Raw genomic sequence first — 26,779 nt, forward strand, 5'->3', positions numbered from 1 at the left:
CGTCCATTGAGCGCGTTGCAGAGTTGCGGAAAGGAAACTGATGCCCGGAGTGCAGGATCGCGTCGTCGTAGTTACCGGAGCCGGCGGAGGGCTGGGTCGTGAGTACGCCCTCACTCTCGCCCGGGAGGGCGCCAGCGTCGTAGTCAACGACCTCGGCGGTGCCCGCGACGGCACGGGCGGCGGCTCGGCGATGGCCGACCAGGTCGTCGCCGAGATTCGGGACGGCGGCGGCCGTGCGGTCGCCAACTACGACAGCGTCGCCGAGGCCGACGGCGCGGCCAACATCATCAAGACCGCGATCGACGAGTTCGGCGCGGTGCACGGGGTGGTGAGCAACGCCGGGATTCTGCGGGACGGCACGTTCCACAAGATGACGTCGGAGAACTGGGACGCCGTGCTCAAGGTGCACCTCTACGGCGGCTACAACGTGATCCGTGCGGCCTGGCCGCATTTCCGGGAGCAGAGCTACGGCCGGGTCGTCGTGGCCACCTCCACCAGCGGGCTGTTCGGCAACTTCGGCCAGACCAACTACGGCGCCGCCAAGCTCGGCCTGGTCGGTCTGATCAACACGCTGGCGCTCGAGGGTGCCAAGTACAACATCCACTCCAACGCCGTCGCCCCGATCGCGGCCACCCGCATGACCGAGGACATCATGCCCAAGGAAGTGCTGGACAAGCTGACGCCCGAGTTCGTCGCGCCGGTGGTGGCCTACCTGTGCACCGAGGAGAACCCGGACAACGGGTCGGTGTTCGTGGTGGGTGGCGGCAAGGTGCAGCGCGTTGCGTTGTTCCAGAACGACGGAGTGAACTTCGACAAGCCGCCGACGGTGGAGGACGTCGCCGACCAGTGGGGCCAGATCACCGACTTGTCGGCCGCGCAAAAAGCTGGCTTCAAGCTGTAAGACGAACCGTGAAAGCTTCTGTGGTACAAGAGCTTTCCGGTCCGTCCGGCATCGTCTACACCGATATCGACGACGTACCCGATGGCGGTGGCAACATCGTCATCGAGGTACGCGCCGCCGGGGTGTGCTTTCCTGATCTGCTGCTGAGCAAGGGCAAATACCAGCTCAAGTTGCCGCCGCCGTTCGTGCCCGGCATGGAAACGGCCGGGGTGGTGCGATCGGCGCCGGTGGACTCGGGTTTCCGGGTGGGCGAACGGGTTTCGGCCTTCGGTGTGCTGGGTTGTTACGCCGAGCAGGTGGCCGTGCCGGTGTCCCACGTGATCCGCAGCCCGGCCGAACTCGACGACGCCGAAGCGGTGTCGTTGTTGGTCAACTACAACACCATGTATTTCGCCCTGTCCCGGCGCGCGGTGCTGCGGCCGGGACAGACGGTGCTGGTACTCGGCGCGGCCGGCGGCGTGGGTACCGCCGCCGTGCAGATCGCCAAGGCGATGGGTGCCAGCCAGGTGATCGGGGTGGTGCACCGCGAAGCCGCGATGGCCTATGTGGCGGCACTGGGCGCCGACCAGGTGGTGCACCTGGCCGACGGCTGGGTCGAGCGGGTGCTCGAACACACCAACGGCCAGGGCGTGGACATCGTCGTGGATCCCATCGGCGGCAAGACATTTGACGACGCAATCCGGGTGCTGGCCATTGACGGCAAGCTCCTGGTGATCGGCTTCGCCGCGGGCAGCATTCCCACGCTCACCGTCAACCGGCTGTTGCTGCGCAACGTCGGGGTATTGGGTGTCGCGTGGGGCGAGTACCTGAACAAGGTGCCTGGTTCGGCGGTGGTGTTCGCAGCGGGTCTACACCAATTGGTCTCACTGGGACTGAAACCACCTCCGCCGCAACGCTATCCGCTGTCCGAGGCACGGGCCGCGCTGCAGAGCCTGGATGACGGCGGGGTGCTCGGCAAGGTCGTTCTGGAGCCCTAGGCGAACAGGCCGTTGATCTCGGCGACGATGTCGCTGGCCGCGTGCTGGAAGACCCGCACCTCGAATCCGCCCATCAGCACTCCCAATCCGACTGTTGCGGCTACCGGTTTGCCGAACGCGTTGATCAGCCCGTTGACGGGGTCGCCGTTGAGCGCCTGCAGGATTCCGTTCCCGAACAGGCTGACGTTGTAGGCGGGGATGGCAGTCAGCGCGGCGTTCACGATGTCGGTGGTCGGCAGGACGGTCGAGTAGGCCGACGCAGCGATGGCCGACGTGGCGTAACCGATCTTGAGGTTCGCATTGAGCAGGGACTCGACCAGATGCTGCGGCGACGACAACGAGTACTGTGCGCCCGTCAGCACCCTGTTGAGCCCGGCGGTATCGACCGTCGGCAGCAACGAGGTGAAGTCCGACGGTCCGATCAGCGACAGTTCGTGCGCGAAGTCGACGACACCTTGCTGGGCCCCGGCGGCCAGAGCGGCGACGATCTCACCCGGCGGTACCGGCGGGATGACACCGAATCCGGTGGCCACGTTCGGCGGATCCGGCGACCAGCCGTTGGTGGTGCTGCCGTAGCCGAGGTTCACGATCACTTCCGTGCACGGCTCGACCAGCGCGGCGAGCGGGTGCCCGATGATCGGGATGGCGCGCAACGGGGACAGGATCGGCAGATTCTCGGTGGGAATCATGTAGTACTCGGTCAGCGTCGGGTGGGTGGTGTTGGTCAGTTCGACCGCGTTGGCCAACGTCTGCGCGGAAAGGAACGGGTAGCGGCCGTGGAGCTCGATGATGCCCAGGAATGCGTTGATGTCGGAGACCACGTTGAGCGGGTATTGCGGGAAGCCGCCGAATCCGTCGTACTCGATCGTGTAGATGCGCGACGGGAACGAGTTGTCCGGCGTCGCGACGCCGAACACGTCCAACCCCAGGCTCGGCAGCGCCAGCCCCGGGAAACGTGCCAGCAGACCGCCATTCGGGTTGCTGGGATTGCCCACCAGGGTGAAGTTCAAGTCGGTGAAGACGCCCGCGCCCGGGATATTGGCGGGATTGAGCGCGATCATCTCCATCGAGGCGATGACCGCGCTCTGGGAGTAACCGAACACGTTGACCTGGCTGGCGGTCAGTTCACCGAATGCCGCCCGAATCGCGTTGTCCAGGATGGTCAGCCCGCGCGCCGCCGACACGTCGAAGGTGAGGTCCTTGATTCCGGTGAGCGGATACAACCCTTCGGGGGTATTGATACCGAGGTTGATCCCCCCGCCCCAGATCGGGTCGATATACGACGGCGGGATGCCCTGGATGTAGTCCTCGATGGGAATCGGGTATCCACTGGCGCCCATCACCAGGGTGAACACACCCGCGGCCGGGGCCGCGGCGGTGTTGGCGATCAGCGACCGGACCGGCGCCAGTGCGTTGTCGACGGCGTTGGCGAGTTCGGTTTGGGCATAAGCCAATCCACTGCCCGCGACCAGACCGGCGAACTGCTCGTGAAACGCTGCGGCCTGCCGCGCGGCGCCCTGGTATCCCGCGGCGAACTCGTTCATCAGCCGGGTGAACGCGACCGACACCTCGTCGGCGGCCGCGGCCAGCACACCGGTGGTTGGAGACGTTGCTGCCGTGTTCGCCGCGCCGATCGTGGAACTGAGTTCTCCGAGGCTGGTGACTGCCGAAGCGAGCAGGTCCGGGTGCACGGTCACATACGACATCGGCCCATCCTTCAGCTGTTAGGGCCCCCCATTGCCGCACTGCGGCATGTGCCAGCGTAGAGCCGTTCGCATTTCCACGCAGCACTTTTACCAATGCGTCGACTACGGAATCACATCGATAGGGATGAGAGCGCCGGTCAGATTGTCGATGATCGAAGTGAGCGCGTCCATCACCACGATCAGCTGGAAACCTCCGGCCAGCGTCAACAACGCGACGTCAGCGGCGATCGGGTTACCGAACGCGTTGATCAACCCCGCGGGGTCACCATTGAACGCCTGCTGGATGCCGTCCAGGAACAGATTCACGTTGTAGGAAGGCAGGGTGGTGAACAGCGAGTTGACGATGTCGGCAGTGGGCAGCAGCGTCGCGTAGGCGGCTGCGGCCGAAGTGGTGACTGCGGTGGTGACATTGGTGTTCGCCGCTTCCAATGCGTCGAAGATGCCGTTCACCGAAATGCCCTCGAGGGAGGGCAATTCGAACGGCAGCCCGCCACCGTCACCGCCGCCACCACCTGTCGGGAGCAGATCCGTCAGTGCCGGCAGCGACGTCGGAACCATCGCGCCGACCTCACCCACGAACGCGCCCCAACCCTGGTTGGCCAGCGCGATCTGGTCACCGATGAAGTTCGGTGGGATCGGCGGGATCAGCCCGAACGGCGTGTGCACATCGGCGTAGCCGGTCGAATAGCCGTAGCGCGGGTCGCCGTATCCCCAGTTGACCAGGTAGGTCAAATTCGGTTCGACCAGCTCTGCCAACGCATTCCCGATCACCGGGATCGCGCGGATCGGCTGCACCAGCGGTAGGCCGTCGTAGGTGATCAGATAGTAGTTGTCGGTGCCATTGCCGGGCGACACCGGCAACTCCACCATGCTGTAACCGGGGGCCAGCGTCCCGTCGGCCTGGATGATGCTCGGGTAGTCGCCGTGGACCGTCTGGATGCCCAGGAAAGCGTTCAGGTCGGCCAGCAAGTTGATCGGGTACCTCGGAAATTGCGTGTAGCCGTCGTACTGCAACGAGAACATGTTGACCGGGTAACCGGTGTTGGACGGTGTCGGGCCGAAGAAGTCCAGGCCCAGGGCGGGCAGCGTCAGGCCCGGGAAGCGGGCGAGCAGGCCCCCGTTGGGTGCCATCGGGTTGCCCAGCAGGGTAAAGGTCAGCGGGTTGGCCGGGTCGTAGGGGATGTTCGAAGCAACAAGGTTGCGCAACTCGATCGAGGACAATGCGGCGCTCTGCGAGTAACCCAGTACCGAAACGCTCTGGTTGTTGGTGATCAGCCCGGTGGGGGAGAAGAGCGCGTTGTGCAGCATCTCGACGCCACGGTCGACGGAGATGTTGAGGGGCAGATCCTTAATCGCGGTCAGCGGATACAGCCCCTCGGGGGTGTTGAGCGGTATCAACAGACCCTGGGTGAGCGTGGCTGCAATCCAGGGCCGCACACTCGCCATGTAGGCCAGCGTGGGAATCGGCGTACCGCTGCCGGTCATGATCAGCGCCACGTCGGTTGACGGCAACACCTGGGGCGCGGTCACCGGAGTTCCGCCCGAAATGGCGGGCGGTCCGAAGAGCGATTGGAACGGTGCGAGCAGCGGGGCGAATAACGCCTCGATCGGCGACGGTGCCGCCAGCGCTGCCGCACTGGCCAGCTCGGCTTCCGCATAGGCAAGGCTGGCCGCGGCCAGGGCACGGTTGAACTCCGCGTGGTACGCCGCGGCTTGACCGACGATCTGCTGGTACTCCAGCCCGAACACACCGAACAATTGGGCCGCGGCCTCGGACACCTCGTCGGCAGCTGCGGCCAGCAGACTGGTGGTCGGTCCGGCGACGGCAGCGTTGGCTTCTGCCAGAGCGGCTCGGATACCGGCCAGGTTCTCTGCGGCGGCGGTAATCGATGACGGTTGCACGGTCAGCTGCGACACGGCGAAGTCCCTTCACGGCCAGGGTATTTCGTTGCGGAGCTGAGCTCGATAACCCGGCGCTGAGGACACCAGTGAGCTCGGCACTTGTCAGACTAGAACGGTCAGGTCAACCGCATACTGCTTTTGCCGACTAAATATCCGACGGGATCTTTCAGGCGAAAAGGGACTGGATGTCGCGGATCGTGTTCACCGCCGCCTCGGCGATCACCAGGACTTCGACGCCGCCGGCCACCGTCGCCAAGCCGATGTCGGCGGCAATCGGATAGCCGATCGCATTGATCAGGTTGCCCTGCGCGAGTTGTTCGGTGAACAGTTGCAGGTTGTAGGCGGGCAGCGAGGTCACCATGGACAGCCCGATGTCGGCGGTGGGCAGCAGCACGCTGTAGTTGGTCGAGATGATCGACGCCACCGTGTTGGCGATGGTCGACGGCGACGGCAGCGCGGTCGGGATGGGCAGGTCGAGCGTCGGCACCACGGGCGGCTGGCTGAGCAGCACCTGCACGTCGGAGCTGAAATTGGTGACCCCCTGCTGCACCCCGGCTGTCAGCGCGTTGAAGACAGTGCTTGGAGCCACCTCGGGGAACAGGCCGAACGGGGTTGGTACGTCCGGCGGGCTGGTGGAGTAGCCATAGGCCGGGTCGCCATAGCCGAGGTTGACGATCGCCCGCGTAGTCGGCTCCAGCAGATTGGCCAACGGATTGCCGATGCCGGGTATCGCGCGCAGCGGTTGGAGCAGGGGCAGGTGTTCGGTCGGGATGATGTAGTACTCGGTGTTGCCGGTATAGCCCGGCGACGGCGTCAGCTGAATGGCGTTCGCGACCTGCGCCTGCGTCAGCGACAAATACGTCGGGTGGACATAGATGATGCCGGCGATCGCATTGAGGTCGGCGACGATGTTCAGCGGGTACTTGGGGAAATCGGCGAAGCCGTCGTATTCCAGTGTGTAGATCTTGGTCGGGTAGATGGTGTCCGACGGGGTGGAGCCGTAGAAGTCCAGGCCCAGACTCGTCATCGACAGGCCCGGGAAGCGCGACAGCAGACCGCCATTCGGATTCATCTCGTTGCCGGCCAACAGGAAGTTGAGTTCCCCCGCCCCCGGCGGGTTGGCTCCGAAACTCGTCAGACCCGCAGCGAGATTCCGCATGTACAACGACGAGATGACCGCGCTCTGCGAAACCCCGAAAACAGTGACGGTCTTTCCCTGCTGGATCTGCTCGAAGACGGCGTTGTCGAGAATGGTCAGTCCCAGATCGACTGACTTGTTGAAGTACAGGCTCCTGACTCCGGTCAGCGGATACAGCTCCTCAGGAGTGTTGAGTCCGCGCAGTAGGCCGGTGGCGCCGACGTAGAGGTCGTTGGCCTTCTGGATGAACTGTGACGTGACGATCGGGACCCCGGTCCCGCTCATGAACAGCGACACGTCGTTGGGAAGCCAAGGCAGGGCCGCGGCCGACGCCACCTCGGTGGTGGAGTACGCGGTCGCCGCTGCGGTTATTGTCCGCTGGAATTGGTTCTGATATCCGGTCAGCTGCGTGAGGAGGTCCTGGTACTCACGCCCGAACGCGCCGAAGAAATTCGCGACGGCGGCGGACACCTCGTCGGCGGCCGCCGCCAGCAGGTTCGAGGTGGGCGCAGCCGCGGCGGCGCTGGCGGCGCCGATCGCGGAGCCGACCTCTGCCACCTGCGCGGCCGCCACCGTGACGATTTCCGGCTCAACGAATAGATACGACAAGGCCACACCCTTTCCCGACCGTCAGGCTGCGCTGACCCCTGAACCCAGGCGCAAGCGTAGGGGGAACACCCGGAAACATCGGCGTTTTACGGTGATTTGTTGCTGCGCAACCGAATTGAGATCAACGCCCGGCCGGTCTCAGAAGGAGAGACTCTGCAGGTCCTGAGCAATTTCCGCCGCCGCTTCCACCACCGCGATGAATTCGATCATGCCGCCCAGCGCCGCCAATCCGGCCGTCGCCGCCAGTGGAAGTTCGATCGCTTCCCTGATGTTGCCCTGCAGTAGTTGGCTCACGAACAGGGTCGCGTCGTAGGCCGGCAGGGTGGTGGCGAACGCGGTGGCCAGGTCGGCCGTCGGCAGCAGCACCGAGTAGCCGGTGGACACCACGGAAGCGAACGTGTTGGCGATGTTCACCGGGGTCGCCGGCACCCTCGGCGGCGGGTCCGGCAGGTAGGCCTGGATCAGCGGCGGGAACGCGGGGGTGGGGATCACCGGCGGCGTGCTGAGCGCAACCGGCAACGCGGCGGCAAAGTCGTTGATGCCCTGGTTGGTCCCGGCGACCAGGGCATCGAAGATGACGCCGGGCGGCACGTTGGGGAACAGTCCGAACGGGGTGGGTACGTTGGCCGGGCTGGTGGAATAGCCGTAGTTCGGGTCGCCGTACCCGAGGTTGACGAAGACCTTCAGGTCGGGTTGCACCAGGGCCGCCAGCGGCGGGCCGATCACCGGGATCGCCCGCACCGGGTCCAGCAGCGGCAGATCGGGATGCGGGATGATGTAGTACTCGTTGTTCGTCGGACCCTCGGTCGGCAGCAGAATGGCCGAATCTATCTGGGCCTGGGTCAGATCCGCGTACGTGGTGTGCACCGTGAGGATGCCGAACACCGCGTTGATGTCGGCCAGGATGTTCAGCGGGTAGCGCGGAAAGTCGGCGAAGCCGTCGTATTCCAGCGTGTAGGTGGTCGTCTGATAGGGGCCGTCGGGGGTGGCGCCGTAGAACGGCAGGCCGATGGTGGAGATGTTCAAGCCCGGGATGCGGGCCAGGATCCCGCCATTGGGGTTCATCTCGTTGCCGGTGAGGACGAAGTTGATCAGGTCCGGGTTCGGCATGTTCGGACCCAGCGAGATGTAGTGCTGCATCAGCAGCGACGAGATGATGGCGCTCTGGGAGTAGCCGAACACGGTGACGTGGTTTCCGGCGGCGAGTTGCTCCGAGACGGAGGCATTAAGAATCTCCAACCCCTGCTGCACGGAGGTGGCCAGCGGCAGCGACCGCACGCCGGTGATGGGGTAGAGCTGCTCGGGTGTGGCCAGCGGTATCTTGACGGCAGGCGGGTTGAAGGGCGCCACGAACAGGTCATAGACGGCATTGACGTACGTGGGTCCCGGTATCGGCGTGCCGGTCCCGCCCATGATGATCGCCACATTCCCGATCGGGACGGCCGGGCCGGTCGGCGGGTTGGGGAGCCCACCCGTCGCGCCCTGGACCAGCTGAGCGACATTGATCGCCTCGGCGTTGGTGTAGTACGCCACGGTGGCGTTGAGCCGCTGCACGAATCCGTCGTAGAGCAGGCCGAAATTGGCGCTGACAGTTTGGAATTCGAGCCCGAAGCCACCGAAGAAGTTGGCGATGGCGGCCGACACCTCGTCCGCCGCGGCGGTCAGGATGCCGGTGGTCGGTGCAGCGGCGAGCGCGGCGGCATCCCCGACGGCCGAGCCGATCCCGGCCAACTCGGTTGCGGCTGCAGTCAATACGGGCGGTTGTGCGAATACGTGAGACAAGCTGACTCCCTCCTGCGTAGAGGGTAGGGCGAATCCCGCCGGGCTGTCCGGGCTTTGGCCGAGCTCATAGGGAGCTCAGCCCAGCAGCGCACTCCGCAGCCGGGCCACATCGTCCTCGGTGATTCCCGTGTCACGCAGATAACCGTCCAGCGACCCGTGCGACTCGTCGATCGATTGCCATGCCGCCTCGAGGTATTCGGCTCGCACCCCCAGCACCCCGTCGGAGAGCCGGGCTTTGGTGAACGTCTCCACCTCGGGAGTCAGTTCGACGTCGGTGCGCTGCGCGATCATGTCGCTGATCCGGTCGCGCAGCGTGGCGACGGCGTCGTTGCTGCGCAGGTAGTCGGTGATGATGACGTCACGGTCCAGCCCGACCGCCGCCAGGACGGTGGAGACCACGAAACCCGTGCGGTCCTTGCCGGCGAAGCAGTGGGTGAGGACCTGCTGGCCGGAGGCCAGCAGGGTGAAAACCCGGTGCACTGCGCGTTGCGCCCCGTTGCGGGTGGGGAATTGGCGGTATTCGTCGGTCATGTAGCGGACGGCTTTGGCCTCGATGGCCTCGTCCGACTCGTCGGATTCGCCCTCGATCATCAACCGCTTGAATGCGGACTCGTGTGGCGCCTCGTCGTAGGTGCCGGCGTCGGCTGCCTTGTCGTCGTCGGCGAGGTCGGGAAACGGCAGCAGGTGGACCTCGACGCCGGCGGGCACGCGTCCCGGACCTCGCCGGGCCACCTCCCGGGCCGCGCGCAGGTCGGCGACGTCGGTGATGCCCAGTTGCCGCAGTATCGCGCGGCCGTCGTCGTCGAGGCTGCTCAGCTCGCTGGACCGGAACAACCGGCCCGGACGCAGCGCCGGGACCGTGTCGGAGACGTCGCGAAAATTCCACGCGCCCGGCAACTCTCGCAGGCCGTCAGCCATGGCGGGTGACCGCCGCGGCGAGCGCGGACTGCTCCCCGCCGAGCTCTTTGCGCGCGATGGTGCGCATGTGCACCTCGTCGGGACCGTCGAAGATGCGCATGGCGCGGTGCCAGCCGTACAGCCGGGCCAGTGGCGTGTCGTCGCAGACGCCGGCGGCACCGTGCACCTGGATGGCGCGGTCGATGACGTCGCAGGCCACCTGCGGGGCAACCGCCTTGATCTGTGAGACCAGCAGATGAGCGGCCTTGTTGCCGTGCTGGTCGATGGTCCAGGCCGCCTTCTCGCACAGCAGGCGCGCCTGGTCGATCTCGTTGCGGGACTTGGCGATTGCGTGCTGCACCAGTCCCTGGTCGGCCAGCGGCTTGCCGAATGCAATCCGGGTGTTGGCCCGGTGCACCATCAGCGCCAGCGCCCGTTCGGCGCCGCCGAGGGCACGCATGCAGTGATGGATGCGGCCCGGACCCAGCCGGGCCTGGGCGATCGCGAAGCCCGCGCCTTCCTCACCGAGCAGGTTGGTGGCGGGCACCCGCACGTTGTCGTAGACGATCTCACAGTGCCCGTGCTGGTCCTGCCAGCCGAACACGCCCGTCGAGCGCACCACGGTCACCCCGGGGGTGTCGATCGGAACCAGGACCATCGACTGCTGTTGATGGCTGGCGGCCTCCGGATTGGTGCGGCCCATCACGATCAGGATCTTGCAGCGCGGGTCTGCCGCACCCGACGTCCACCATTTGCGGCCGTTGATCACGTAGTCGGCGCCGTCGCGCACGATCGACGTCTCGATGTTGCGGGCATCGCTGCTGGCCACCGCCGGCTCGGTCATGGAGAACGCGCTGCGGATCTCACCGTTGAGCAGCGGCTCCAGCCAGTCCTTGCGCTGCTGCTCGGTGGCGAACAGGTGCAGCGTCTCCATGTTGCCGGTGTCCGGCGCCGCGCAGTTCAGCGCCTCGGGCGCGATCTCCAGGCTCCAGCCGGTCAGCTCGGCCAGCGGCGCGTACTCCAGGTTCGTCAGTCCGGACTCGGCCGGCAGGAACAGGTTCCACAGGCCACGCTCGCGGGCCTTGATCTTGAGGTCTTCGACCACCGGCGGCACGCTGTGGTCATTGGGTCCGGCTTGGTGCCGGTACCTGTCGTATTCGGCCTCGGCCGGAAACACGTGCTCCGTCATGAAGTCGGACAATTTCTTGTGGTAGTCGCTGCCTTTGGCCGACATCGCGAAGTCCATGACCGCCACGATATGACAATCCGCTCCGCCGCGGGGTAGGGGTACCTCCCGCTGGCGAGCAGACGCAGAATCGCATGTGGCAGGCAGGATTTGTGCGATTCTGCGTCTGCTCGCGGGGAAGAATGGTGGTCATGACCGAGCCCCGCCCGCCGTTTCCGCCGTTCACCGCCGCTACGGCGCAACTGAAAGTGCAAGCCGCGGAGGATGCCTGGAACACCTGCGATCCCGACCGGGTGAGCTTGGCCTACACCGCCGACTCGCAGTGGCGAAACCGCGACGAGCACCTCGTCGGCCACGCGCAGATAGTGGAATTCCTGACCCGCAAGTGGCAGCGCGAACTCGACTATTCGCTGCGCAAGAGCTTGTGGAGTTTCCACGACAACCGCATCGCCGTGCGATTCCAATACGAATGCCGCGACCGCACCGGCCAATGGTTTCGCAGCTATGGCAACGAGTTGTGGGAGTTCACCGCCGACGGTCTGATGGCGCGGCGCGAAGCGAGCATCAACGACGTACCGATCACCGAAGCGCAGCGGCGAATCTTCGGTCCGCGCCCGGCAGTCCAGCACGACAGCGAAATACCGCTCTGGTAGTCGCGTTTCTTGGGCGGCCGAACAGTCCCGTAGGGTGTCTGAGCAATCTAATCGGGGTCCACCCCAACCTATGAGGGAAGTAGATGTACGCGCCATGACAGAAGCGCAGACGGGACTCGTGAAGGTCGGGGTCGTCGCCGAGTCCGGAGTCGACGAGCGCCGGGTCGCGCTGGTCCCCAAGGCGGTCGCAGGACTGGTGAAAAGCGGCGCAGCCGTCGTGGTCGAATCCGGCGCGGGTGAGCGGGCGCTGCTGCCCGACGAGCTCTACACCGACGCCGGCGCCAGCATCGGCGATGCCTGGGCCGCCGACATCGTGGTCAAGGTGGCGCCACCCACCGCCGAGGAGGTCGGCAAGCTGCGGGACGGGCAGACCCTGATCGGTTTCCTCGCGCCGCGTAATGCCGAGAACGCGATCGGTGCCCTCAAGCAGGCCGGGGTGCAGGCGTTCGCGCTCGAGGCGATCCCGCGCATCTCGCGTGCCCAGGCCATGGATGCGCTGTCGTCGCAGGCCAACGTCGCCGGCTACAAAGCCGTGCTGCTGGCCGCCTCGGAGTCCACCCGGTTCTTCCCGATGTTGACCACCGCGGCGGGCACCGTGAAGCCGGCGACCGTGCTGGTGCTAGGCGTCGGGGTAGCCGGACTGCAGGCGTTGGCCACAGCCAAGCGGCTGGGCGCCCGGACCACCGGGTACGACGTGCGTCCCGAGGTGGCCGACCAGGTGCGCTCGGTGGGCGCCCAGTGGCTCAACATCGGCATCGACGCAGCCGGCGAGGGCGGGTACGCCCGCGAACTCACCGACGAAGAACGCGCCCAGCAGCAGAAAGAGCTGGAGAAGGCGATCAGCGGTTTCGACGTGGTGATCACCACCGCGCTGGTTCCGGGCCGCCCGGCGCCGCGCCTGGTGACCGCTGCTGCGGTCGAGGCGATGAAGCCCGGCAGCGTGGTGGTGGACCTGGCCGGCGAGACCGGTGGGAACTGCGAGCTCACCGAGCCGGGGCAGACCGTGGTCAAGCACGACGTGACGATCGCGTCGCCGCTGAACCTGCCGGCCACCATGCCCGAGCACGCCAGCGAACTGTTCAGCAAGAACATCACCGCGCTGCTGGAGCTGCTGATCAAGGACGGCAAGCTGGCGCCGGACTTCGACGACGAGGTCGTCGCAGGCTCGTGCGTGACCCGAACCACCGGGGAGGACTCCTAGATGTACGACCAGCTGTTGGCCAACCTGGCGATCCTGGTGCTCGCCGGGTTCGTCGGATTCGCGGTCATCTCCAAGGTGCCCAACACCTTGCACACGCCGCTGATGTCGGGCACCAACGCCATTCACGGCATCGTGGTGCTCGGTGCGCTGCTGGTGCTGGGTGAACTGCCCGCCGACGCCGGCTGGGGGGTGCGGGCGATCGCGTTCGTCGCGCTGATCTTCGGCACCCTGAACGTGATCGGTGGCTTCCTGGTGACCGACCGGATGCTGGGCATGTTCAAGTCGCGCAAGCCCGCGCCCGACAAGGAAGCCGTCAAATGAGCGCGCAGAACGTCAACTACGGCGTGGACGTCCTCTATATCGCGGCGTTCGCGTTGTTCATCTACGGCCTGTCCGGCCTGACCGGCCCGAAAACCGCGGTGCGCGGCAACTGGATCGCCGCGGTCGGTATGGGCATCGCTGTGGTCGCGACGCTGATCAAGGTGCGCGACACCGCGCCGTTCAACTGGATACTGATCGCCGCGGGCCTGACCATCGGCGTGGTGCTGGGTGTGCCACCCGCCAAGAAGACCAAGATGACCGCCATGCCGCAGCTGGTGGCGCTGTTCAACGGCGTCGGCGGCGGCACTGTCGCCTTGATCGCCTGGTCGGAATTCATTGAGACCAAAGGTTTCTCGGTCTTCCGGCCGGACCAGTCGCCGACCGTCGCGCTGGTCGTCGGATCACTGTTCGCCGCGATCATCGGGTCGGTGTCGTTCTGGGGTTCGCTGGTGGCGTTCTTGAAGCTGCAGGAGTCGATCCCCAAGAACGTGGAGAAGCGGCTGGTGGCGTCGGCCAAGCTCTTCCAGCTCTCCAACATCGTGCTGTTGTTCGGCGCGGTCGGCGTTGCGGTCTACCTCGGGCTGACCCCGGGCCGGCCGGTCTGGTGGATCCTGTTGGTGTTGGCCTTCGCGGGCGTGATGGGGCTGTTCGTGGTGTTCCCGATCGGCGGCGCGGACATGCCGGTGGTGATCTCGCTGCTCAACGCGATGACCGGATTGTCGGCGGCTGCTGCGGGTCTGGCGCTGAACAACACCGCAATGATCGTCGCCGGCATGATCGTGGGCGCCTCGGGTTCGATCCTGACCAACCTGATGGCGGTCGCGATGAACAGATCCATCCCGGCGATCGTGTTCGGCTCGTTCGGCGGTGACGGCGGCGCGGCGGCCGGTCCGGGCGGCGAGCAGGGCACCGTGAAGTCCACCTCCGCAGCCGACGCCGCGATCCAGATGGCCTACGCCAATCAGGTGATCGTGGTGCCGGGTTACGGGCTCGCGGTCGCGCAGGCCCAGCACGCGGTCAAGGAGATGGCGTCGCTGCTCGAGGCCAAGGGCGTCGAGGTGAAGTACGCGATCCACCCGGTGGCCGGCCGGATGCCGGGCCACATGAACGTCCTGCTGGCCGAAGCCGACGTCGAATACGACGCGATGAAGGAGATGGACGACGTCAACGGCGAGTTCAGCCGGACGGATGTCGCGATCGTGATCGGCGCCAACGACGTCACCAACCCGGCGGCGCGCAACGACGCGTCCAGTCCGATCTACGGGATGCCGATCCTCAACGTGGACGAGGCCCGTTCGGTGATCGTGCTCAAGCGTTCGATGTCATCGGGTTACGCCGGCATCGAGAACCCACTGTTCTTCGGTGACAACACCACGATGCTGTTCGGGGACGCGAAGAAATCGGTGACCGAGGTCGCCGAGGAACTGAAAGCGCTGTAGCTCTAGACGGGCGGGTAGGCCGGCGGCGGGTAGCCGTTGCCGGACTCCACCCCGCGCAAACCCCAGGTCAGATAGCTGAAGAAGAACTCGATCTCGTCGCTGCCGTCGTAGTCAGGAGTGGGGTCCATTCCTTCGCCTCTCTCGTCGCGACTGGGTCCGAAAATCGAGTCTAGTCCCATCCGGGTCGCAGCGACAGGCGGCATCGCCCGTAAACTGTCCAACCAGTTGATTGGTAAATGTCGCGCCGGGTGCTGTTGGACCGGGGCGGCAGTGACGAATAGCGAGTACCGATGCCGTCCGAAACTGGCCTGACACGCCGCGAAGAGTTGCTGGCCGTTGCGACCAAGCTGTTCGCCGCCCGTGGCTATCACGGCACCCGGATGGACGACGTCGCCGACGTGATCGGCCTGAACAAGGCGACCGTCTATCACTATTACGCCAGCAAGTCGCTGATCCTGTTCGACATCTACCGTCAGGCGGCCGAGGGCACCCTGGCCGCGGTGCACGACGATCCGACCTGGACCGCCCGGGAAGCGCTGTACCAGTACACCGTCCGGCTGCTGATGGGCATTGCCAGCAACCCGGAGCGGGCCGCGGTGTACTTCCAGGAACAGCCCTACATCACCGAGTGGTTCACCAGCGAACAGGTGGCCGAGGTCCGCGAGAAGGAAGCCCAGGTCTACGAGCACGTGCACGGCCTGATCGACCGGGGGGTCGCCAGCGGCGAGTTCTACGAGTGCGACTCGCACGTGCTGGCGCTCGGCTATATCGGGATGACGCTGGGAAGCTACCGCTGGTTGCGGCCGAGTGGACGGCGGTCGGCCAAGGAGATCGCCGCCGAGTTCAGCACGGCGCTGCTGCGCGGTCTGATTCGCGACGAGGGGATCCGCACCACCGCTCCGCTGGGACCGTGACCGTCCTGCTCAGTTGAAGATCGGCGGGATGATGTGCAGGACGTTGCCCAGCGCCCCCCCGACCGTCGACAGCAGCGTCACCGGCGGCTGGCTGAACTGCGGACCGAGGTAGAAGTTCAGGCCGGGGTTGGTCGAGGGGACCCAGGGATAGGCGTCCGGGAAGTGCTCGGGACCCCAGAACCCGGCCTCCACGCCGATCTCCACCGCCGCGCCGTAGGGGCCCATCCACAGACTCTGGCCCAGGTGGTACGCGACGGCAAACGGGTTCGGGATGTTGATCAACCCGGCCGGAGTCGGCAGGTCGGCGTAGCCGTAGTCGGAATAGCCCAGGTCGACCATCACCCGCAGGGCCGGCTGGAAGATGTCGGCGATCGGCGGACCGGCGTAGGGGATGTCGCGGATCGGTTGTAGCAGCGGCAGATCCTGCGTCAGGAACATGTAGTACTTGGTGGCACCGTCGTAGCCGGGCGAGGTGGGCAGCTGGACCGCGTCCAGAGGATTCAACGTCGGGTACTGGTTGTGCACGTAGAAGTAGCCCATCAGCGCGTTGACGTCGGCCAGGATATTGGTCGGGTACTGCGGCGCATGCGCGACGCCGTCGTATTGCGCGGTGTAGATCAGGGTCTCGTACGGGTTGTTGGCCGGCGTCGCGCCGTTGAACGGCACGTCCAGGATGGGCAGGTAGAAGCCGGGGAAGCGGGCCAGCAGGCCCCCGTTCGGGTTGTTTCCGGCTGCCGCCATGATGAACGACAGCTCATCGTGGTACGGCGAGCCGTTCGCCATGAGGTTCAGGATCTCGTTGTTGATGATCGACGCGCTCTGCGAATAGCCGAACACGACGGGACTGTTGCCGAAACCGATCTGCGATTGGATCGCGCTGTGCAACGCGGCGACACCTTTGGCGACCGACTGGCTGTACGTCATGGTGCCGATGTCGGGGGTGACCGGCCAGAACTGTTGCGGAGTGAGTAAGCCGAAGGAAGGTACGCCCGAATAAAGTCTGCCGAGCCAATTCGTGCGGATGTCGTCGATGTACTCCTGAATGGGCAGCGGATTGTTGGTGCCGCCCATGATCAGCGCGACGTTGGTGGCTGCCGCCGGCAGCGCCGCTCCCGTCGTGGGGCCGACCAGTGCCTGGACCGCCGCAGCCTCGGCCTGTGCGTAGGCATTGCTGGCTGCGGCCAGCGTGCGGGTGAATTCGCTCTGGAAGGCGCCCAGCTGGCGCACGACTGCCTGGTATTCGGCGCCGTAGGCGTTGAACAGCGCGCTGACGGCGGCCGAAACTTCATCACCGGCCGCGGCGAGCAGTCCCGACGTGGGGCCGGCGGCTGCGGCGTTGGCCGCCTGGATGGCCGCGGCGATGCCGTCTACGTCGGTGGCCGCAGCTGCGAGCGTGTCGGTCGTGGCAAGCAAGTAGGACATTTCCCCCGTCCTTCCCCTACCCGAGACCGCGGGCAGTAGGCACTCACAGAGGGTAGAACGGTGCCGCCGGGTATTTCGGCGTTTCGCGACAGCAGTGCCATCGGAACCCCTTCAAAAATTATGGACTACTGTCTGGAAAAGTTCGGATCTCTTCTGGGCCCTACGGACGGAAGGACAGTCATGGCGATTCGTGTCGCCCATGTCGGCACCGGAAATGTCGGCGGGTTGGCGCTGGCCGGACTCATCACCAATCCGACGTTCGAGTTGACCGGGGTATGCGTGTCCACTCCGGGAAAAGTCGGTAAGGATGCCGGCGAACTCTGCGGAGTCGGCCTGGACGCCCCGGCGGAGACCGGGATCAAAGCCGTCGACGACCTCGACGCACTGCTGGCCACCCGACCCGACTGCATCGTGTACTGCGCCATGGGTGACACCCGGTTGCCGGACGCGATGGCCGACGTGATGAACATCCTGGCCGCCGGGATCAACGTCGTCGGGTCGTCGCCCGGGCTGCTGCAGTACCCGTGGGGCGTGATGCCCGAGAAGTACATCGGTCGGGTGGAAGCCGCTGCGCAGCAAGGCAATTCGAGTATTTTCATCACCGGCGTGGACCCCGGCTTCGCCAACGACCTGGTCCCGTTCGCACTGGCCGGCACCTGCCAGCGCATCGAGCAGGTGCGGTGCATGGAGATCCACGACTATGCCAGCTACAACGGCGCGGAAGTGATGCACTACATGGGGTTCGCCCGGCCCATGGACGAGATTCCGATGCTGCTGCAACCGGGTGTGCTCAGCATCGCCTGGGGAACCGCGATCCGACAGTTGGCGGCCGGCCTGGGCATCGAGGTCGACGAGATCACCGAGTCCTACCAACGTGAACCGGCGCCGGAGGACTTCGACATCGCCGTCGGCCACGTGGCCGAGGGCACCGTCGCGGTCCTGCAGTTCGAGATACGCGGCCTGGTCAAGGGACACCCGGCCATCGTCATCGAGCACATCACCCGGCTGCGTCCGGATCTGCGGCCGGATCTTCCGCAGCCCGCCGCGGGCACCGGCTCGTACCGGGTCGAGATCACCGGCGAACCGTCGTACGCCGTGGACATCGTGCCGACCAGCCGCAAAGGCGACCACAACCACGCCGCGATCGCCGGCGCTGCCGGCCGCATCGTCAACTCCATCCCGGATGTGATCGCCGCCCCACCCGGCATTCGGAACACGCTGGACCTGCCGCTGGTCACCGGCACGGGCCTGTTCGCGCCGCCGGATCCAGTCGCCACATAACCGAAAGGACTCTCAATGGAACGACCGGGACGGGTCGAGGGCAAGGTCGCGCTGATCAGCGGCGGCGCCCGCGGAATGGGTGCCGAGGACGCGCGGCTGCTGGCCGCCGAAGGCGCCAAGGTGGTGATCGGCGACATCCGAGACGACGAGGGCAGCGCACTGGCCTCCGAAATCAACGAAGCAATCGGTGACTCGGCGCGCTACGTCCACCTCGACGTCACCCAACAGGACCAGTGGGAAGCGGCGGTCGCCACCGCGACCGGCGAATTCGGGAAGCTCGACGTGCTGGTCAACAATGCCGGCATCGTCGCGGCCGGGCCGTTACGCGCGTTCCGGATGGACAAGTGGCAGCAGGTGCTCGACGTCAATCTGACCGGCACCTTCCTGGGCATGCGCGCGGCCGTCGACCCGATGACCGAGGCCGGCGGCGGGTCCATCATCAACGTGTCCTCGATCGAAGGGATCCGGGGCGCGCCGATGGTGCATCCGTACGTCGCGTCCAAGTGGGCGGTGCGGGGCATCACCAAGTCGGCGGCACTGGAACTGGCGCCGCTCAACATCCGGGTGAATTCGCTGCACCCCGGCTTCATCCGCACCCCGATGACCGCCCACCTGCCCGAGGACATGGTCACCATTCCGCTGGGACGTCCCGCCGAGGCGCGCGAAGTGGCGACCTTCGTGGTGTTCCTGGCCAGCGACGAGGCGTCCTACGCGACGGGCAGCGAGTTCATCATGGACGGCGGCTTGGTGACCGACGTGAACCATAAAGATTTCAGCGCTGGATGACCGCGGCGGGTCTGGCCGGCGCGTTGCGGGATGTGGTGGGCGCCAATCACGTCGTCACCGATCCCGACGTGCTCGCCGGTCGCAGCGTCGACCACACCGGACGGTACCGCGGTCGTGCCAGCGCGCTGGTACGCCCGGGTTCGGCCGACGAGGTCGCGCAGGTGCTGCGGGTGTGCCGCGATGCCGGCGCCTTCGTGACCGTGCAGGGTGGCCGGACCTCGCTGGTGGCCGGCGCCGTTCCCGAGCACGACGACGTGTTGTTGTCCACCGAAAGGCTCTGTGCCGTAGGTGATGTCGACTCGTCGGAACGCCGGGTGGCGGCCGGTGCCGGAGCCACCCTGGCGGCGGTGCAGCAGGCCGCTTCGGCGGCGGGCCTGGTGTTCGGCGTCGACCTGGCGGCCCGCGCTACCGCGACCGTCGGCGGGATGGCTTCGACGAATGCCGGCGGGTTACGCACGGTGCGCTACGGCAACATGGGCGAGCAGATCGTCGGTCTGGACGTGGCGCTGCCCGACGGGACAGTGCTGCGCCGGCACAGCCGGGTGCGCCGGGACAACACCGGTTACGACCTGCCCGCGCTGTTCGTCGGCGCCGAAGGCACCCTGGGCGTCATCACCGCGCTGGACCTGCGGCTGCACCCGACCCCGGCGCACCGGGTGACGGCGGTCTGCGGGTTCGACGATCTCGCGGAGCTGGTCGACGTTGGCCGGCAGTTCGCCGAGGTCGACGGGATCGCCGCGTTGGAGATGATCGACGGCCGGGCCGCCGCGCTGGTCCAGTCCGAGCTCGGGGTGCCTCCGCCGGTGCCCGGTGACTGGTTGCTGCTGGTGGAGTTGGCCGCCGACCACGATCAGAGCGAGCGGTTGGCTGAGTTGCTCGACGGAGTGCGGTTGTGCGGGGAGCCGGCGGTGGGCGTGGATGTGGCTGCGCAGCAACGGTTGTGGCGTGTCCGGGAATCACTGGCCGAGGTATTGGGCGGGCACGGGCCGCCGCTGAAGTTCGACGTGTCGCTGCCGTTGTCGGCGATCTCTGATTTCGCCTGTAGGGCAGTGGAATTGGTGACCGGTTCGGTTTCCGAGGCGCTGCCGTTGCTGTTCGGCCACGTCGGCGAGGGCAACCTGCATTTCAACGTGTTGCGCTTTCCGGCGGACCGCGAGGACGAGCTGTATGCGCAGATGATGGACCTGGTCGCCGGGTGCGGTGGCAACGTCAGCTCCGAGCACGGGGTCGGCACCCGCAAGCGGCCGTATCTGGGTATGTCCCGCGAGGCGGCGGATATCGCGGCGATGCGGACGTTGAAGGCGGCGTTGGACCCGACGGGTTATCTCAATGCGGCGGTGCTGTTCTCGCGCGAGCAGACGTAAAAGCCCCTAAAAAGCGCCCCCTCAGGGGGCTTTTGCGTCTGCTCGCGCACCGAGGTTGCCGGGCTAGTCGCTGTTCTTGATGCCGACGGCGTGCCGCAACTGCGCCAGGAACTGGTCGGCGTCGTCGCTGCGAACCACGTAGTGCGAGATGGCAATTCGGATCACCGTCGCCGCCTTCACCGCGGCATTGGGTCCCGGGATGAGTCGTTGCAGACCGGCGCGCATCTCCGGGATCACCCCGCCCATTTGGGAGATGACGTGCTCGGGTTCGATGTCGACCATCCGCACCCCGGAGTAGGAGTACTGGAAGTCGACGATGAATCGCATTGCGGCGTCCAGCCTTTCGACGCCCCTGAGCCCGGCGGTGGCCTTGGCTATCCCTCGTTCGAAGACCTCCCGCTCGTAGCGGGAGAACGCCGACATCAGTTCTTCTTTGGACGCGAACCAGCGGTACAGCGTCGGCCTGGACACCCCCGCCTGGGCGGCGACCTCCGACAGGCTGAGCTTGGTCTTGCCGCTGCGAGCGAGCACTTCCGCGGTGGCGGCCAGGATGCGCAGGCGCGTGGAACTGTCGGACTCGAAGGTGTCCGTCTCGGAGGCTTGAGTCATGACTGCACCTTCGGCGGCTTAGGCGGTCTGGGCCGTACCAGCACCGACTGCAGGATGGCGCCGACCGCACCGGTTTCGTCGAACAATGACCCGATTGTCGTCCCGATGCCGTCGGGTCCGTAACTGGTCTCCGCTCGAATCCCGATCCAGTCCCCGGCAGGCACCCGGAACACGTGCACCGCCAGATCGGTGTTCAGGAAAGTCCACTTGCTGATGTCCAGCGTGCTGCCGATCCCGTTGGCGCAGTCGGCGACCGCGAACAGCCGCTCCAACGGCGTCATCGCTTCACCGGCGACCAGGTCGGCGATCGGTCTGATCCACGACTCGCCGCCACCGGGAGCCAGTGGCTCGGTCAACCAGAGCCACTCCAGGCTGTGCACGTAGTTGCGGTCCCACCCCTGCGCCTTCATGTTGCGTTCGCGGGCCTCGGACACCGGGCGCGGCAGCGGGGTCGAGGCGTGGGCGATGGCCCCGGTGTCGAGTTGCTGCAGCCGCCAGCCACTGGCGCGGGCGACCGGCCGGGGCTGCCCGTCGGGGCCCGGCGCCAGCATCTCGGCGGTCACCAGTTCGATCTGCCTGCCGCCGCGCTCGATGCGCGACCGCACCCACAGGTCGCCGTCGGCGGGCACCGGGCCGAGCAGGTCGACGACGACGCGACTGAGCCGGGTGTCGTCGCGCGCCGCGCAGCGCTCCAGGGCGCGCACCAGCAACGCCGACACCGGTGCGCCGTGCTGGATGGTGGCCGACCAGGTACCGCGGGAAAGATCGGTGGCACGGAATTTTTCGCCGTGCGTGTCATCGCCTATCAGCTCGTAGTACGAGTCGGACATTCACCCACCTTTCGTGTCACGGCAGACCTTACGTTCAGGGCAGGCCGGGAACCTCGACCCGCACGGCGTCCAGCCGCGACAGCCGGGTGCCCACCAGGCGCTGGGGATAAGCATCGGTGCTCGACAGCAGAAACAGCGTGCGTCGCTCCGGGCCGCCCAGCGCGCAGGCGATGGCCACCCGACGGTCCATGTCGATGCGGTCGGTCACCTCGCCGCCGTCGATTATCCGCTCGAACTGATGCGCCAGCGTCATGGCCGCCCACACCCCGCCCTGCGCGTCCAGCGCGATACCGTCCGGCGGCCCGTCCAGGTTGTCGGCGAAGATCCGGCGGTCGTGCAGTGCACCGTCGTCCCCGATGCGGTACGCGGTCAACCGCCGGCCAACCGACTCGGCGACGATCAGGGTCTTGCGGTCTTCGGTGATGACCATCCCGTTGGGGAAGTCGAGATCGTCGGCGACGACGACGGCGCGGCCGTCCGGATCGAGGCGGATGATCAGCCCGCCTTCGAATGCCTGGGATCCGATGTAGGCGCGTCCCGCGTCATCGACCACCATGTCGCCGAGGCCGGCCGGCGCGAGCTTCGTCAGGTCGGCGATCGGGACGACCGTCTCGCCGTCGTAGCTCAGCACCACCCGATCGTCGGCCGACACGATCAGCAGCGAACCGTCGGGGCGAAAGCCCAAGCCGGAGGGCGTGCGGCCCGGCAACGGCACCGTGGTCAGGGAGCCGCGCAGGTCCGCAGTGTGGACCGCTTCCCCGAGCATGTCGGAGAACCAGAGCAGGCCCTCGAACCAGCGCGGACCCTCGCCGAAGCAAAAGCCGTGGGCGAGCGGGGGCGCTGCCGTCGTGCCTTTACAAATCACTGCAGAAGTGTCATGCAACGCGGGCGTTGCTGTCAACGTACCGTACCGCGACGGACCCTTATCTAGCTTTACAAACAATACGCAAAATGTCACGCTGGGCGGGAGCTGCCGGAGCAAGGGGTGAACGCGTTGACGACAGAATCGGACCAGGCCCAATGGTCGGTCGCGGGCCTACTGGATCTTTTCGCGGTGCAGGCCATTGACGGTGTCGATCGCTATGCCGCGGAGACCGGACTGCCCGGGCAGGACGGCCGCCAGGTCGTGGAAGGCACCCAGGTGGTGGCCCAGGCGATCGTGGCCGCGGCCACCCGGTTCCAGGGCAAGTCGGTGCGCTCGGCGCATGCGGTCTTCGCCCGCGCGATCATGGTCGGCCCGCCGGTCGAACTCGTCCTCGACGTACTCAACGAGGGACGGTCGACGGCCACCGCGGTGGTCTCGGTGTACCAGAACCAGAAGCGCTGCGTCGTGGTCACGGTGCTGACCGATGTGCCGACCGACGACGTGATTCGCCACCATCAGCCGCGACCCGAGGTGGCCGCGCCCGCGGACGCGAACGTGTCGCAGATGCCGATGATCGGGCGGCAACTGCGGCTCGTCGACGTGGTCGACGTCAACAGCCCCGACGAGGTCGGGCCGCCGGAGCTGTACGCCTGGCTGCACTACGATCCGATCCCGGAGCGCGACGACCTGGCCAAGGCATTGCTCGCGTATTTCACTGGCCACTTGGGGATTTCGACGACCATGCGCGCCCACGAGGGCATCGGCACCGCCCAGGCGCACCTGACGGTCTCCACCGCACCGATGTCGATCTTCGTTTCGTTCCATGAACCGGTGCGCTGGGACGGCTGGCTGCTCTACACCCATGAGAGCACCCAGGTTGGTGCCGGGATGTCCTACGTGCGCGGCACGGTGCACACCGAAGACGGCGAGCTGCTGTGTTCGTTCGCCCAGGAGGCGTTGATCCGCCCGCTGCGCACCAGCGACACCTCGATCGATGCCCGGGCGCGGTTCTGATTCCCATGCGGTTCACCGTCACGCACCCGATGCACAGCCATCCCTACAATCCGGAGCTGATCACCGGCGCCGGTATCGCGACGGTGGCCGCGGCCGCCGAGCAGGCAGGTCTGCACGGATTCGGATTCACCGACCACCCGGCGCCGTCGGAGCGCTGGCTGCAGGCCGGCGGTCACGACGCGCTGGATCCCTTTGTCGCACTGGGTTATGCGGCGGCCCGGACCACCACGCTGCGGCTGATCCCGAACATCGTGGTGCTGCCCTACCGGAATCCGTTCGTGGTGGCCAAGTCCGGGGCGACGCTCGACGTGCTGTCGGGGGGTCGTTTCACGCTGGCGGTGGGGGTCGGTTACCTCAGGAAGGAGTTCGCCGCGCTGGGTGTGGATTACGACGAGCGTGCGGCATTGTTCGAAGAAGCGCTCGATGTCATCCGCACCGTCTGGACCTCCGACGATTTCTCCTACGAGGGTAGGCATTTCACCGCCCGGGGCATCACCGCGCATCCGCACCCGGTCAGTCATCCGCACCCACCGATCTGGGTGGGCGGCAACACCACCACGGCCCGCCAGCGGGTGGCTCAGTACGGCGATGGCTGGTGTCCGTTCCCGGCACCGGCGGGTCTGGCCCGCACCGCGGGCACCGCCTCCATCGACTCCGTGGACAAGCTCGCCGCGGGCATCGACGATTTGCGGCGCAGGTGCGAATCCCTGGGCCGCGACTGGTCGACGGTGGACGTGACCTTCACCAACTTCGACGGCGGCAATCCGGCCACCGATGACTTCAATGCCGACGCCTACCTTGCCGGTCTGGAAAAGCTTGCCGCACTGGGCGTTACCTGGACAACGGTGCACCTGCCCGGCGACAGCCTGACGCACATCCTGGAAACCATCGACCGGTTCCGCTCTTCGGTGATAGATGTGATCTGAATGGACTTCTCCCGGGTAGCGCTTTCTGACGACGACCAGGCCTTCTACGACCGGACGCGTGCCCTGGTGACTTCGCTGGTCACCGACGAGGTGTTGCGCCGCAATCGTGAGTTCGGCGAAAACTTCGACGAGAAGGTACATCTGGCGCTCGGCGAGGCGGGGTATCTGGCCGCTGACTGGAACGAGGAGTCCGACGGGGGATTCAGCCCGGTCCGCCGGCGGATCTTCAACCTGGAGATCGCGCGGGCGCACACCCCGTGGTACCACTGGGGCACCACCTCGGTGGTCGCTCACCTGGTGCAGCAGTTCGGAGCCCCGGAACTCGCCGAAAAGGTATTGCCCGGTGTGCTTTCCGGCCACATCCGGTTGTGCCTGGGTTACACCGAGCCCGAAGGTGGTTCGGACGTCGCCACCTGTAAAACCCGCGCGGTGCGGGACGGCGAGGGTTGGATCATCAACGGCTCCAAGATGTTCACCTCGAACGCGCAGAACGCGAAATACGTCTTCCTGCTCACCAACACCGACCCGCAAGCGCCGAAACACCAGAGCCTGACCATGTTTCTGGTGCCGCTGGACACCCCGGGCATCGAGATCCAGGGCATCCGGACTCTGGATGGCGACCGCACCAACATCGTCTACTACAGCGATGTGCGGGTCGACGACGTCTACCGGATCGGCGAGGTGAACGGCGGCTGGACGGTGATGCGGGCCGCCCTCGACTCCGAACACGGCCTGACCGAGGCAGGGGACCACGGCCTGCAGGATGTCGCGGCGATGGTGATGCAGGGCATGCTGATGGCCGAAGCGCTGGACGGCGTTGCGGCGCACGTGGATGTGGACGACGACGCGGTGGCATACCGGCTCGGACGCAGTTGCGCCCAGATAGAGGCGGCGCTGTCCACCCCGGGGATGTACGGACGGGTGGCGATCGCGCAGACCATGCGGGACGTCTCCCGGGATCTGATGGAGCTGCTGGGCCCGGCGTCGGTACTGCCGGCGGGTACTGAAGGGTCGCCCGATGACGGCGCGACCGAACAGGTTGCGCGGCTGGCGGTGCCGGTCGGGATCTACGGCGGATCCCTGGAGGTGTTCCGCAACATGATCGCCCAGCACGAACTCCGACTGGGCCGGCCTGCCTACGGGAGTTCGGCTTCGACGTCGGCCTGAGTGGCGTCAAAGCTGAAAAATCCCTTGATGGGCGAGGTTTCGGGCAGCGGGTCCTCATAGCTCCACGCTGTTTCTTTGCCGGCCGCTGCCCAGTACGTCGCGAAGCCTTTGTAATTGCAGTAGGTGGACGTGTCGGTCTTGTGCAGCAGGTCGGTGCGCACATGCTGTGGCGCCACGTAAAGCCGTGGCGGCAAAGCTGTTTCGAAGACCACAGTCGTATCGTCGGTATCGACCAGGACGGTGTCGTCGATGGATACGGTGAGTCGCCGTTTGGTCGGACGACAGTCGACACGGTGGTACGGGTTCGGCGGGTAATGGACCAGTTTGCGTCCTTCTTCGAACCAGGCGTCGACGGCGTCCCACGGCACGCGCCGGTAACCCGGCGCGTCAGGTTCGGGTTCGCTGGGCAGGTCGGTGACCGCGTCGGCGGGGAAGGCGTAACTGAGCGGGCGGTCGGGCCGGTGCACCAGCAGGGCCTGCTCGGTGTCGATGACGGTGCGGCTGTGCTTGATCGCCAGGATCCGACGCGGATGTGGCTCGATATAAACGACATTGGCGGGAATCGGGGGAACGAAACGTCCAGCCGGATCGCTGCTCAACGGTCCGCGGCCGGTTACCAGACTCATCGGTACAGCGTAGTAACAGGCGCAGCGGGATAACCCGTCCGCGTCGGGGTGCCCGTACTCGTCTGCACCGAGACAGCACACGAGAGATTGTCGGACTGATACGCCATAATCGAAAATATGTTCGACGAGCTGCTGGAGATGGGTCCCGATGCCCAGCACCAGCCCGTTCTGCACCTGGGTCAACGACCCCCGCGAACCCGAGGACCTCCCCCCGGACTGGGCACCACCACCCCGAGCGCCACTGCCCGACGAACCACCGTTCT

25 protein-coding genes are annotated in these 26,779 nt (G+C 66.3%); 13 read left to right on the forward strand and 12 right to left on the reverse strand.

Annotated features, from left to right (window positions below; all coding sequences use genetic code 11):
* Positions 1 to 40: 40 nt before the first annotated feature.
* Together ACZYZ9_RS19515 and ACZYZ9_RS19520 are read left to right on the forward strand one after the other, a co-directional pair.
* Positions 41 to 901 (forward strand): SDR family NAD(P)-dependent oxidoreductase, encoded by an 861-nt coding sequence (locus ACZYZ9_RS19515; RefSeq protein WP_463827913.1) that lies wholly within the window; start codon positions 41 to 43, stop codon positions 899 to 901.
* Positions 902 to 909: 8 nt separating this feature from the next.
* Positions 910 to 1,878: an NADPH:quinone oxidoreductase family protein gene (locus ACZYZ9_RS19520; RefSeq protein ID WP_463827914.1), complete on the forward strand. Its 969-nt coding sequence runs from the start codon at positions 910 to 912 to the stop codon at positions 1,876 to 1,878.
* Here ACZYZ9_RS19520 and ACZYZ9_RS19525 read toward each other — a convergent pair.
* From ACZYZ9_RS19525 to ACZYZ9_RS19550, 6 genes are all read right to left on the reverse strand, one after another.
* Entirely contained in the window at positions 1,875 to 3,584 is a 1,710-nt protein-coding gene (locus ACZYZ9_RS19525; protein ID WP_463827915.1) for a PE family protein, read from the reverse strand. The two genes, ACZYZ9_RS19520 and ACZYZ9_RS19525, sit on opposite strands and share 4 nt — an antisense overlap.
* Before the next feature lie 102 nt (positions 3,585 to 3,686).
* Entirely contained in the window at positions 3,687 to 5,501 is a 1,815-nt protein-coding gene (locus ACZYZ9_RS19530; RefSeq protein WP_463827916.1) for a PE-PPE domain-containing protein, read from the reverse strand.
* 151 nt (positions 5,502 to 5,652) lie between these two features.
* Complete coding sequence (locus ACZYZ9_RS19535; protein ID WP_463827917.1) at positions 5,653 to 7,233, reverse strand: PE-PPE domain-containing protein; 1,581 nt, start codon at positions 7,231 to 7,233, stop codon at positions 5,653 to 5,655.
* Positions 7,234 to 7,371: 138 nt separating this feature from the next.
* Positions 7,372 to 9,015, reverse strand: coding sequence for a PE family protein (locus ACZYZ9_RS19540; RefSeq protein ID WP_463827918.1), 1,644 nt, complete (start codon positions 9,013 to 9,015; stop codon positions 7,372 to 7,374).
* 75 nt (positions 9,016 to 9,090) lie between these two features.
* Positions 9,091 to 9,933 (reverse strand): tyrosine-protein phosphatase, encoded by an 843-nt coding sequence (locus ACZYZ9_RS19545; protein WP_463827919.1) that lies wholly within the window; start codon positions 9,931 to 9,933, stop codon positions 9,091 to 9,093.
* Positions 9,926 to 11,146: an acyl-CoA dehydrogenase family protein gene (locus ACZYZ9_RS19550; RefSeq protein ID WP_463828026.1), complete on the reverse strand. Its 1,221-nt coding sequence runs from the start codon at positions 11,144 to 11,146 to the stop codon at positions 9,926 to 9,928. The genes ACZYZ9_RS19545 and ACZYZ9_RS19550 overlap by 8 nt, the downstream gene beginning before the upstream one ends.
* A gap of 143 nt (positions 11,147 to 11,289) precedes the next feature.
* On the opposite strand from ACZYZ9_RS19550, the gene ACZYZ9_RS19555 reads away from it, so the two are divergent.
* The 4 genes from ACZYZ9_RS19555 to ACZYZ9_RS19570 all read left to right on the forward strand — a co-directional run bounded on the left by ACZYZ9_RS19555 (position 11,290) and on the right by ACZYZ9_RS19570 (position 14,712).
* Positions 11,290 to 11,751, forward strand: coding sequence for a nuclear transport factor 2 family protein (locus ACZYZ9_RS19555; RefSeq protein WP_463827920.1), 462 nt, complete (start codon positions 11,290 to 11,292; stop codon positions 11,749 to 11,751).
* A 94-nt stretch (positions 11,752 to 11,845) separates the two neighbouring features.
* A complete protein-coding gene (locus ACZYZ9_RS19560; RefSeq protein ID WP_463827921.1) occupies positions 11,846 to 12,952 on the forward strand; it encodes a Re/Si-specific NAD(P)(+) transhydrogenase subunit alpha in 1,107 nt (368 codons plus the stop codon).
* Entirely contained in the window at positions 12,953 to 13,273 is a 321-nt protein-coding gene (locus ACZYZ9_RS19565; protein WP_463827922.1) for an NAD(P) transhydrogenase subunit alpha part 2, read from the forward strand. It begins immediately after the preceding gene.
* Positions 13,270 to 14,712, forward strand: coding sequence for an NAD(P)(+) transhydrogenase (Re/Si-specific) subunit beta (locus tag ACZYZ9_RS19570; protein ID WP_463827923.1), 1,443 nt, complete (start codon positions 13,270 to 13,272; stop codon positions 14,710 to 14,712). The genes ACZYZ9_RS19565 and ACZYZ9_RS19570 overlap by 4 nt, the downstream gene beginning before the upstream one ends.
* Positions 14,713 to 14,714: 2 nt before the next feature.
* On the opposite strand, the gene ACZYZ9_RS19575 is transcribed toward ACZYZ9_RS19570, so the two are convergent.
* Positions 14,715 to 14,840, reverse strand: coding sequence for a hypothetical protein (locus tag ACZYZ9_RS19575; RefSeq protein ID WP_463827924.1), 126 nt, complete (start codon positions 14,838 to 14,840; stop codon positions 14,715 to 14,717).
* A 162-nt stretch (positions 14,841 to 15,002) separates the two neighbouring features.
* On the opposite strand from ACZYZ9_RS19575, the gene ACZYZ9_RS19580 reads away from it, so the two are divergent.
* Positions 15,003 to 15,626, forward strand: a complete 624-nt coding sequence (locus ACZYZ9_RS19580) for a TetR/AcrR family transcriptional regulator (RefSeq protein ID WP_463827925.1) — start codon at positions 15,003 to 15,005, stop codon at positions 15,624 to 15,626.
* Positions 15,627 to 15,635: 9 nt separating this feature from the next.
* On the opposite strand, the gene ACZYZ9_RS19585 is transcribed toward ACZYZ9_RS19580, so the two are convergent.
* A complete protein-coding gene (locus ACZYZ9_RS19585; RefSeq protein WP_463827926.1) occupies positions 15,636 to 17,048 on the reverse strand; it encodes a PE family protein in 1,413 nt (470 codons plus the stop codon).
* A 180-nt stretch (positions 17,049 to 17,228) separates the two neighbouring features.
* On the opposite strand from ACZYZ9_RS19585, the gene ACZYZ9_RS19590 reads away from it, so the two are divergent.
* The 3 genes from ACZYZ9_RS19590 to ACZYZ9_RS19600 are packed head-to-tail and all read left to right on the forward strand — an operon-like array spanning position 17,229 to position 20,479.
* Positions 17,229 to 18,329, forward strand: a complete 1,101-nt coding sequence (locus ACZYZ9_RS19590) for an NAD(P)H-dependent amine dehydrogenase family protein (protein ID WP_463827927.1) — start codon at positions 17,229 to 17,231, stop codon at positions 18,327 to 18,329.
* Positions 18,330 to 18,344: 15 nt separating this feature from the next.
* Positions 18,345 to 19,115: a glucose 1-dehydrogenase gene (locus ACZYZ9_RS19595; RefSeq protein WP_463827928.1), complete on the forward strand. Its 771-nt coding sequence runs from the start codon at positions 18,345 to 18,347 to the stop codon at positions 19,113 to 19,115.
* Positions 19,112 to 20,479 (forward strand): FAD-binding oxidoreductase, encoded by a 1,368-nt coding sequence (locus ACZYZ9_RS19600; RefSeq protein ID WP_463827929.1) that lies wholly within the window; start codon positions 19,112 to 19,114, stop codon positions 20,477 to 20,479. Before ACZYZ9_RS19595 ends, ACZYZ9_RS19600 begins: the two co-directional genes overlap by 4 nt.
* A 63-nt stretch (positions 20,480 to 20,542) precedes the next feature.
* On the opposite strand, the gene ACZYZ9_RS19605 is transcribed toward ACZYZ9_RS19600, so the two are convergent.
* From ACZYZ9_RS19605 to ACZYZ9_RS19615, 3 genes are read right to left on the reverse strand one after another with little or no spacing between them, the layout of a single operon-like run.
* A complete protein-coding gene (locus tag ACZYZ9_RS19605; protein ID WP_463827930.1) occupies positions 20,543 to 21,088 on the reverse strand; it encodes a TetR/AcrR family transcriptional regulator in 546 nt (181 codons plus the stop codon).
* Positions 21,085 to 21,918, reverse strand: coding sequence for a thioesterase family protein (locus tag ACZYZ9_RS19610; RefSeq protein WP_463827931.1), 834 nt, complete (start codon positions 21,916 to 21,918; stop codon positions 21,085 to 21,087). Before ACZYZ9_RS19610 ends, ACZYZ9_RS19605 begins: the two co-directional genes overlap by 4 nt.
* 34 nt (positions 21,919 to 21,952) lie before the next feature.
* A complete protein-coding gene (locus tag ACZYZ9_RS19615; protein WP_463827932.1) occupies positions 21,953 to 22,783 on the reverse strand; it encodes an SMP-30/gluconolactonase/LRE family protein in 831 nt (276 codons plus the stop codon).
* A 120-nt stretch (positions 22,784 to 22,903) separates the two neighbouring features.
* Here ACZYZ9_RS19615 and ACZYZ9_RS19620 point away from each other — a divergent pair, with 120 nt between their 5' ends.
* From ACZYZ9_RS19620 to ACZYZ9_RS19630, 3 genes are read left to right on the forward strand one after another with little or no spacing between them, the layout of a single operon-like run.
* Positions 22,904 to 23,797: an acyl-CoA thioesterase gene (locus tag ACZYZ9_RS19620; RefSeq protein ID WP_463827933.1), complete on the forward strand. Its 894-nt coding sequence runs from the start codon at positions 22,904 to 22,906 to the stop codon at positions 23,795 to 23,797.
* A gap of 5 nt (positions 23,798 to 23,802) precedes the next feature.
* Positions 23,803 to 24,723, forward strand: coding sequence for an LLM class F420-dependent oxidoreductase (locus tag ACZYZ9_RS19625; protein ID WP_463827934.1), 921 nt, complete (start codon positions 23,803 to 23,805; stop codon positions 24,721 to 24,723).
* On the forward strand, positions 24,724 to 25,890 hold the full coding sequence (locus ACZYZ9_RS19630; protein ID WP_463827935.1) for an acyl-CoA dehydrogenase family protein: 1,167 nt from the start codon (positions 24,724 to 24,726) through the stop codon (positions 25,888 to 25,890).
* Here the strand turns inward: ACZYZ9_RS19630 and ACZYZ9_RS19635 are convergent.
* Positions 25,860 to 26,516 carry a DUF427 domain-containing protein gene (locus tag ACZYZ9_RS19635; RefSeq protein WP_463827936.1) on the reverse strand — a complete coding sequence of 219 codons (657 nt, stop codon included), beginning with the start codon at positions 26,514 to 26,516 and terminating at the stop codon, positions 25,860 to 25,862. The genes ACZYZ9_RS19630 and ACZYZ9_RS19635 overlap by 31 nt on opposite strands.
* Between the last annotated feature and the right edge of the window lie 263 nt (positions 26,517 to 26,779).

Source organism: Mycobacterium sp. IDUB_28, assembly GCF_055419285.1.

What these genes read in the sequence shown, in the direction of transcription:
- ACZYZ9_RS19590 (WP_463827927.1), top strand. Translation starts at nt 17,229, where the DNA reads ATGGCGATTCGTGTCGCCCATGTCGGCACCGGAAATGTCGGCGGGTTG.
- ACZYZ9_RS19580 (WP_463827925.1), top strand. Translation starts at nt 15,003, where the DNA reads ATGCCGTCCGAAACTGGCCTGACACGCCGCGAAGAGTTGCTGGCCGTT.
- ACZYZ9_RS19545 (WP_463827919.1), bottom strand. Translation starts at nt 9,933, where the DNA reads ATGGCTGACGGCCTGCGAGAGTTGCCGGGCGCGTGGAATTTTCGCGAC.
- ACZYZ9_RS19565 (WP_463827922.1), top strand. Translation starts at nt 12,953, where the DNA reads ATGTACGACCAGCTGTTGGCCAACCTGGCGATCCTGGTGCTCGCCGGG.
- ACZYZ9_RS19550 (WP_463828026.1), bottom strand. Translation starts at nt 11,146, where the DNA reads ATGTCGGCCAAAGGCAGCGACTACCACAAGAAATTGTCCGACTTCATG.
- ACZYZ9_RS19585 (WP_463827926.1), bottom strand. Translation starts at nt 17,048, where the DNA reads ATGTCCTACTTGCTTGCCACGACCGACACGCTCGCAGCTGCGGCCACC.
- ACZYZ9_RS19630 (WP_463827935.1), top strand. Translation starts at nt 24,724, where the DNA reads ATGGACTTCTCCCGGGTAGCGCTTTCTGACGACGACCAGGCCTTCTAC.
- ACZYZ9_RS19610 (WP_463827931.1), bottom strand. Translation starts at nt 21,918, where the DNA reads ATGTCCGACTCGTACTACGAGCTGATAGGCGATGACACGCACGGCGAA.
- ACZYZ9_RS19515 (WP_463827913.1), top strand. Translation starts at nt 41, where the DNA reads ATGCCCGGAGTGCAGGATCGCGTCGTCGTAGTTACCGGAGCCGGCGGA.
- ACZYZ9_RS19625 (WP_463827934.1), top strand. Translation starts at nt 23,803, where the DNA reads ATGCGGTTCACCGTCACGCACCCGATGCACAGCCATCCCTACAATCCG.
- ACZYZ9_RS19525 (WP_463827915.1), bottom strand. Translation starts at nt 3,584, where the DNA reads ATGTCGTATGTGACCGTGCACCCGGACCTGCTCGCTTCGGCAGTCACC.
- ACZYZ9_RS19600 (WP_463827929.1), top strand. Translation starts at nt 19,112, where the DNA reads ATGACCGCGGCGGGTCTGGCCGGCGCGTTGCGGGATGTGGTGGGCGCC.
- ACZYZ9_RS19575 (WP_463827924.1), bottom strand. Translation starts at nt 14,840, where the DNA reads ATGGACCCCACTCCTGACTACGACGGCAGCGACGAGATCGAGTTCTTC.
- ACZYZ9_RS19555 (WP_463827920.1), top strand. Translation starts at nt 11,290, where the DNA reads ATGACCGAGCCCCGCCCGCCGTTTCCGCCGTTCACCGCCGCTACGGCG.
- ACZYZ9_RS19605 (WP_463827930.1), bottom strand. Translation starts at nt 21,088, where the DNA reads ATGACTCAAGCCTCCGAGACGGACACCTTCGAGTCCGACAGTTCCACG.
- ACZYZ9_RS19595 (WP_463827928.1), top strand. Translation starts at nt 18,345, where the DNA reads ATGGAACGACCGGGACGGGTCGAGGGCAAGGTCGCGCTGATCAGCGGC.
- ACZYZ9_RS19560 (WP_463827921.1), top strand. Translation starts at nt 11,846, where the DNA reads ATGACAGAAGCGCAGACGGGACTCGTGAAGGTCGGGGTCGTCGCCGAG.
- ACZYZ9_RS19570 (WP_463827923.1), top strand. Translation starts at nt 13,270, where the DNA reads ATGAGCGCGCAGAACGTCAACTACGGCGTGGACGTCCTCTATATCGCG.
- ACZYZ9_RS19635 (WP_463827936.1), bottom strand. Translation starts at nt 26,516, where the DNA reads ATGAGTCTGGTAACCGGCCGCGGACCGTTGAGCAGCGATCCGGCTGGA.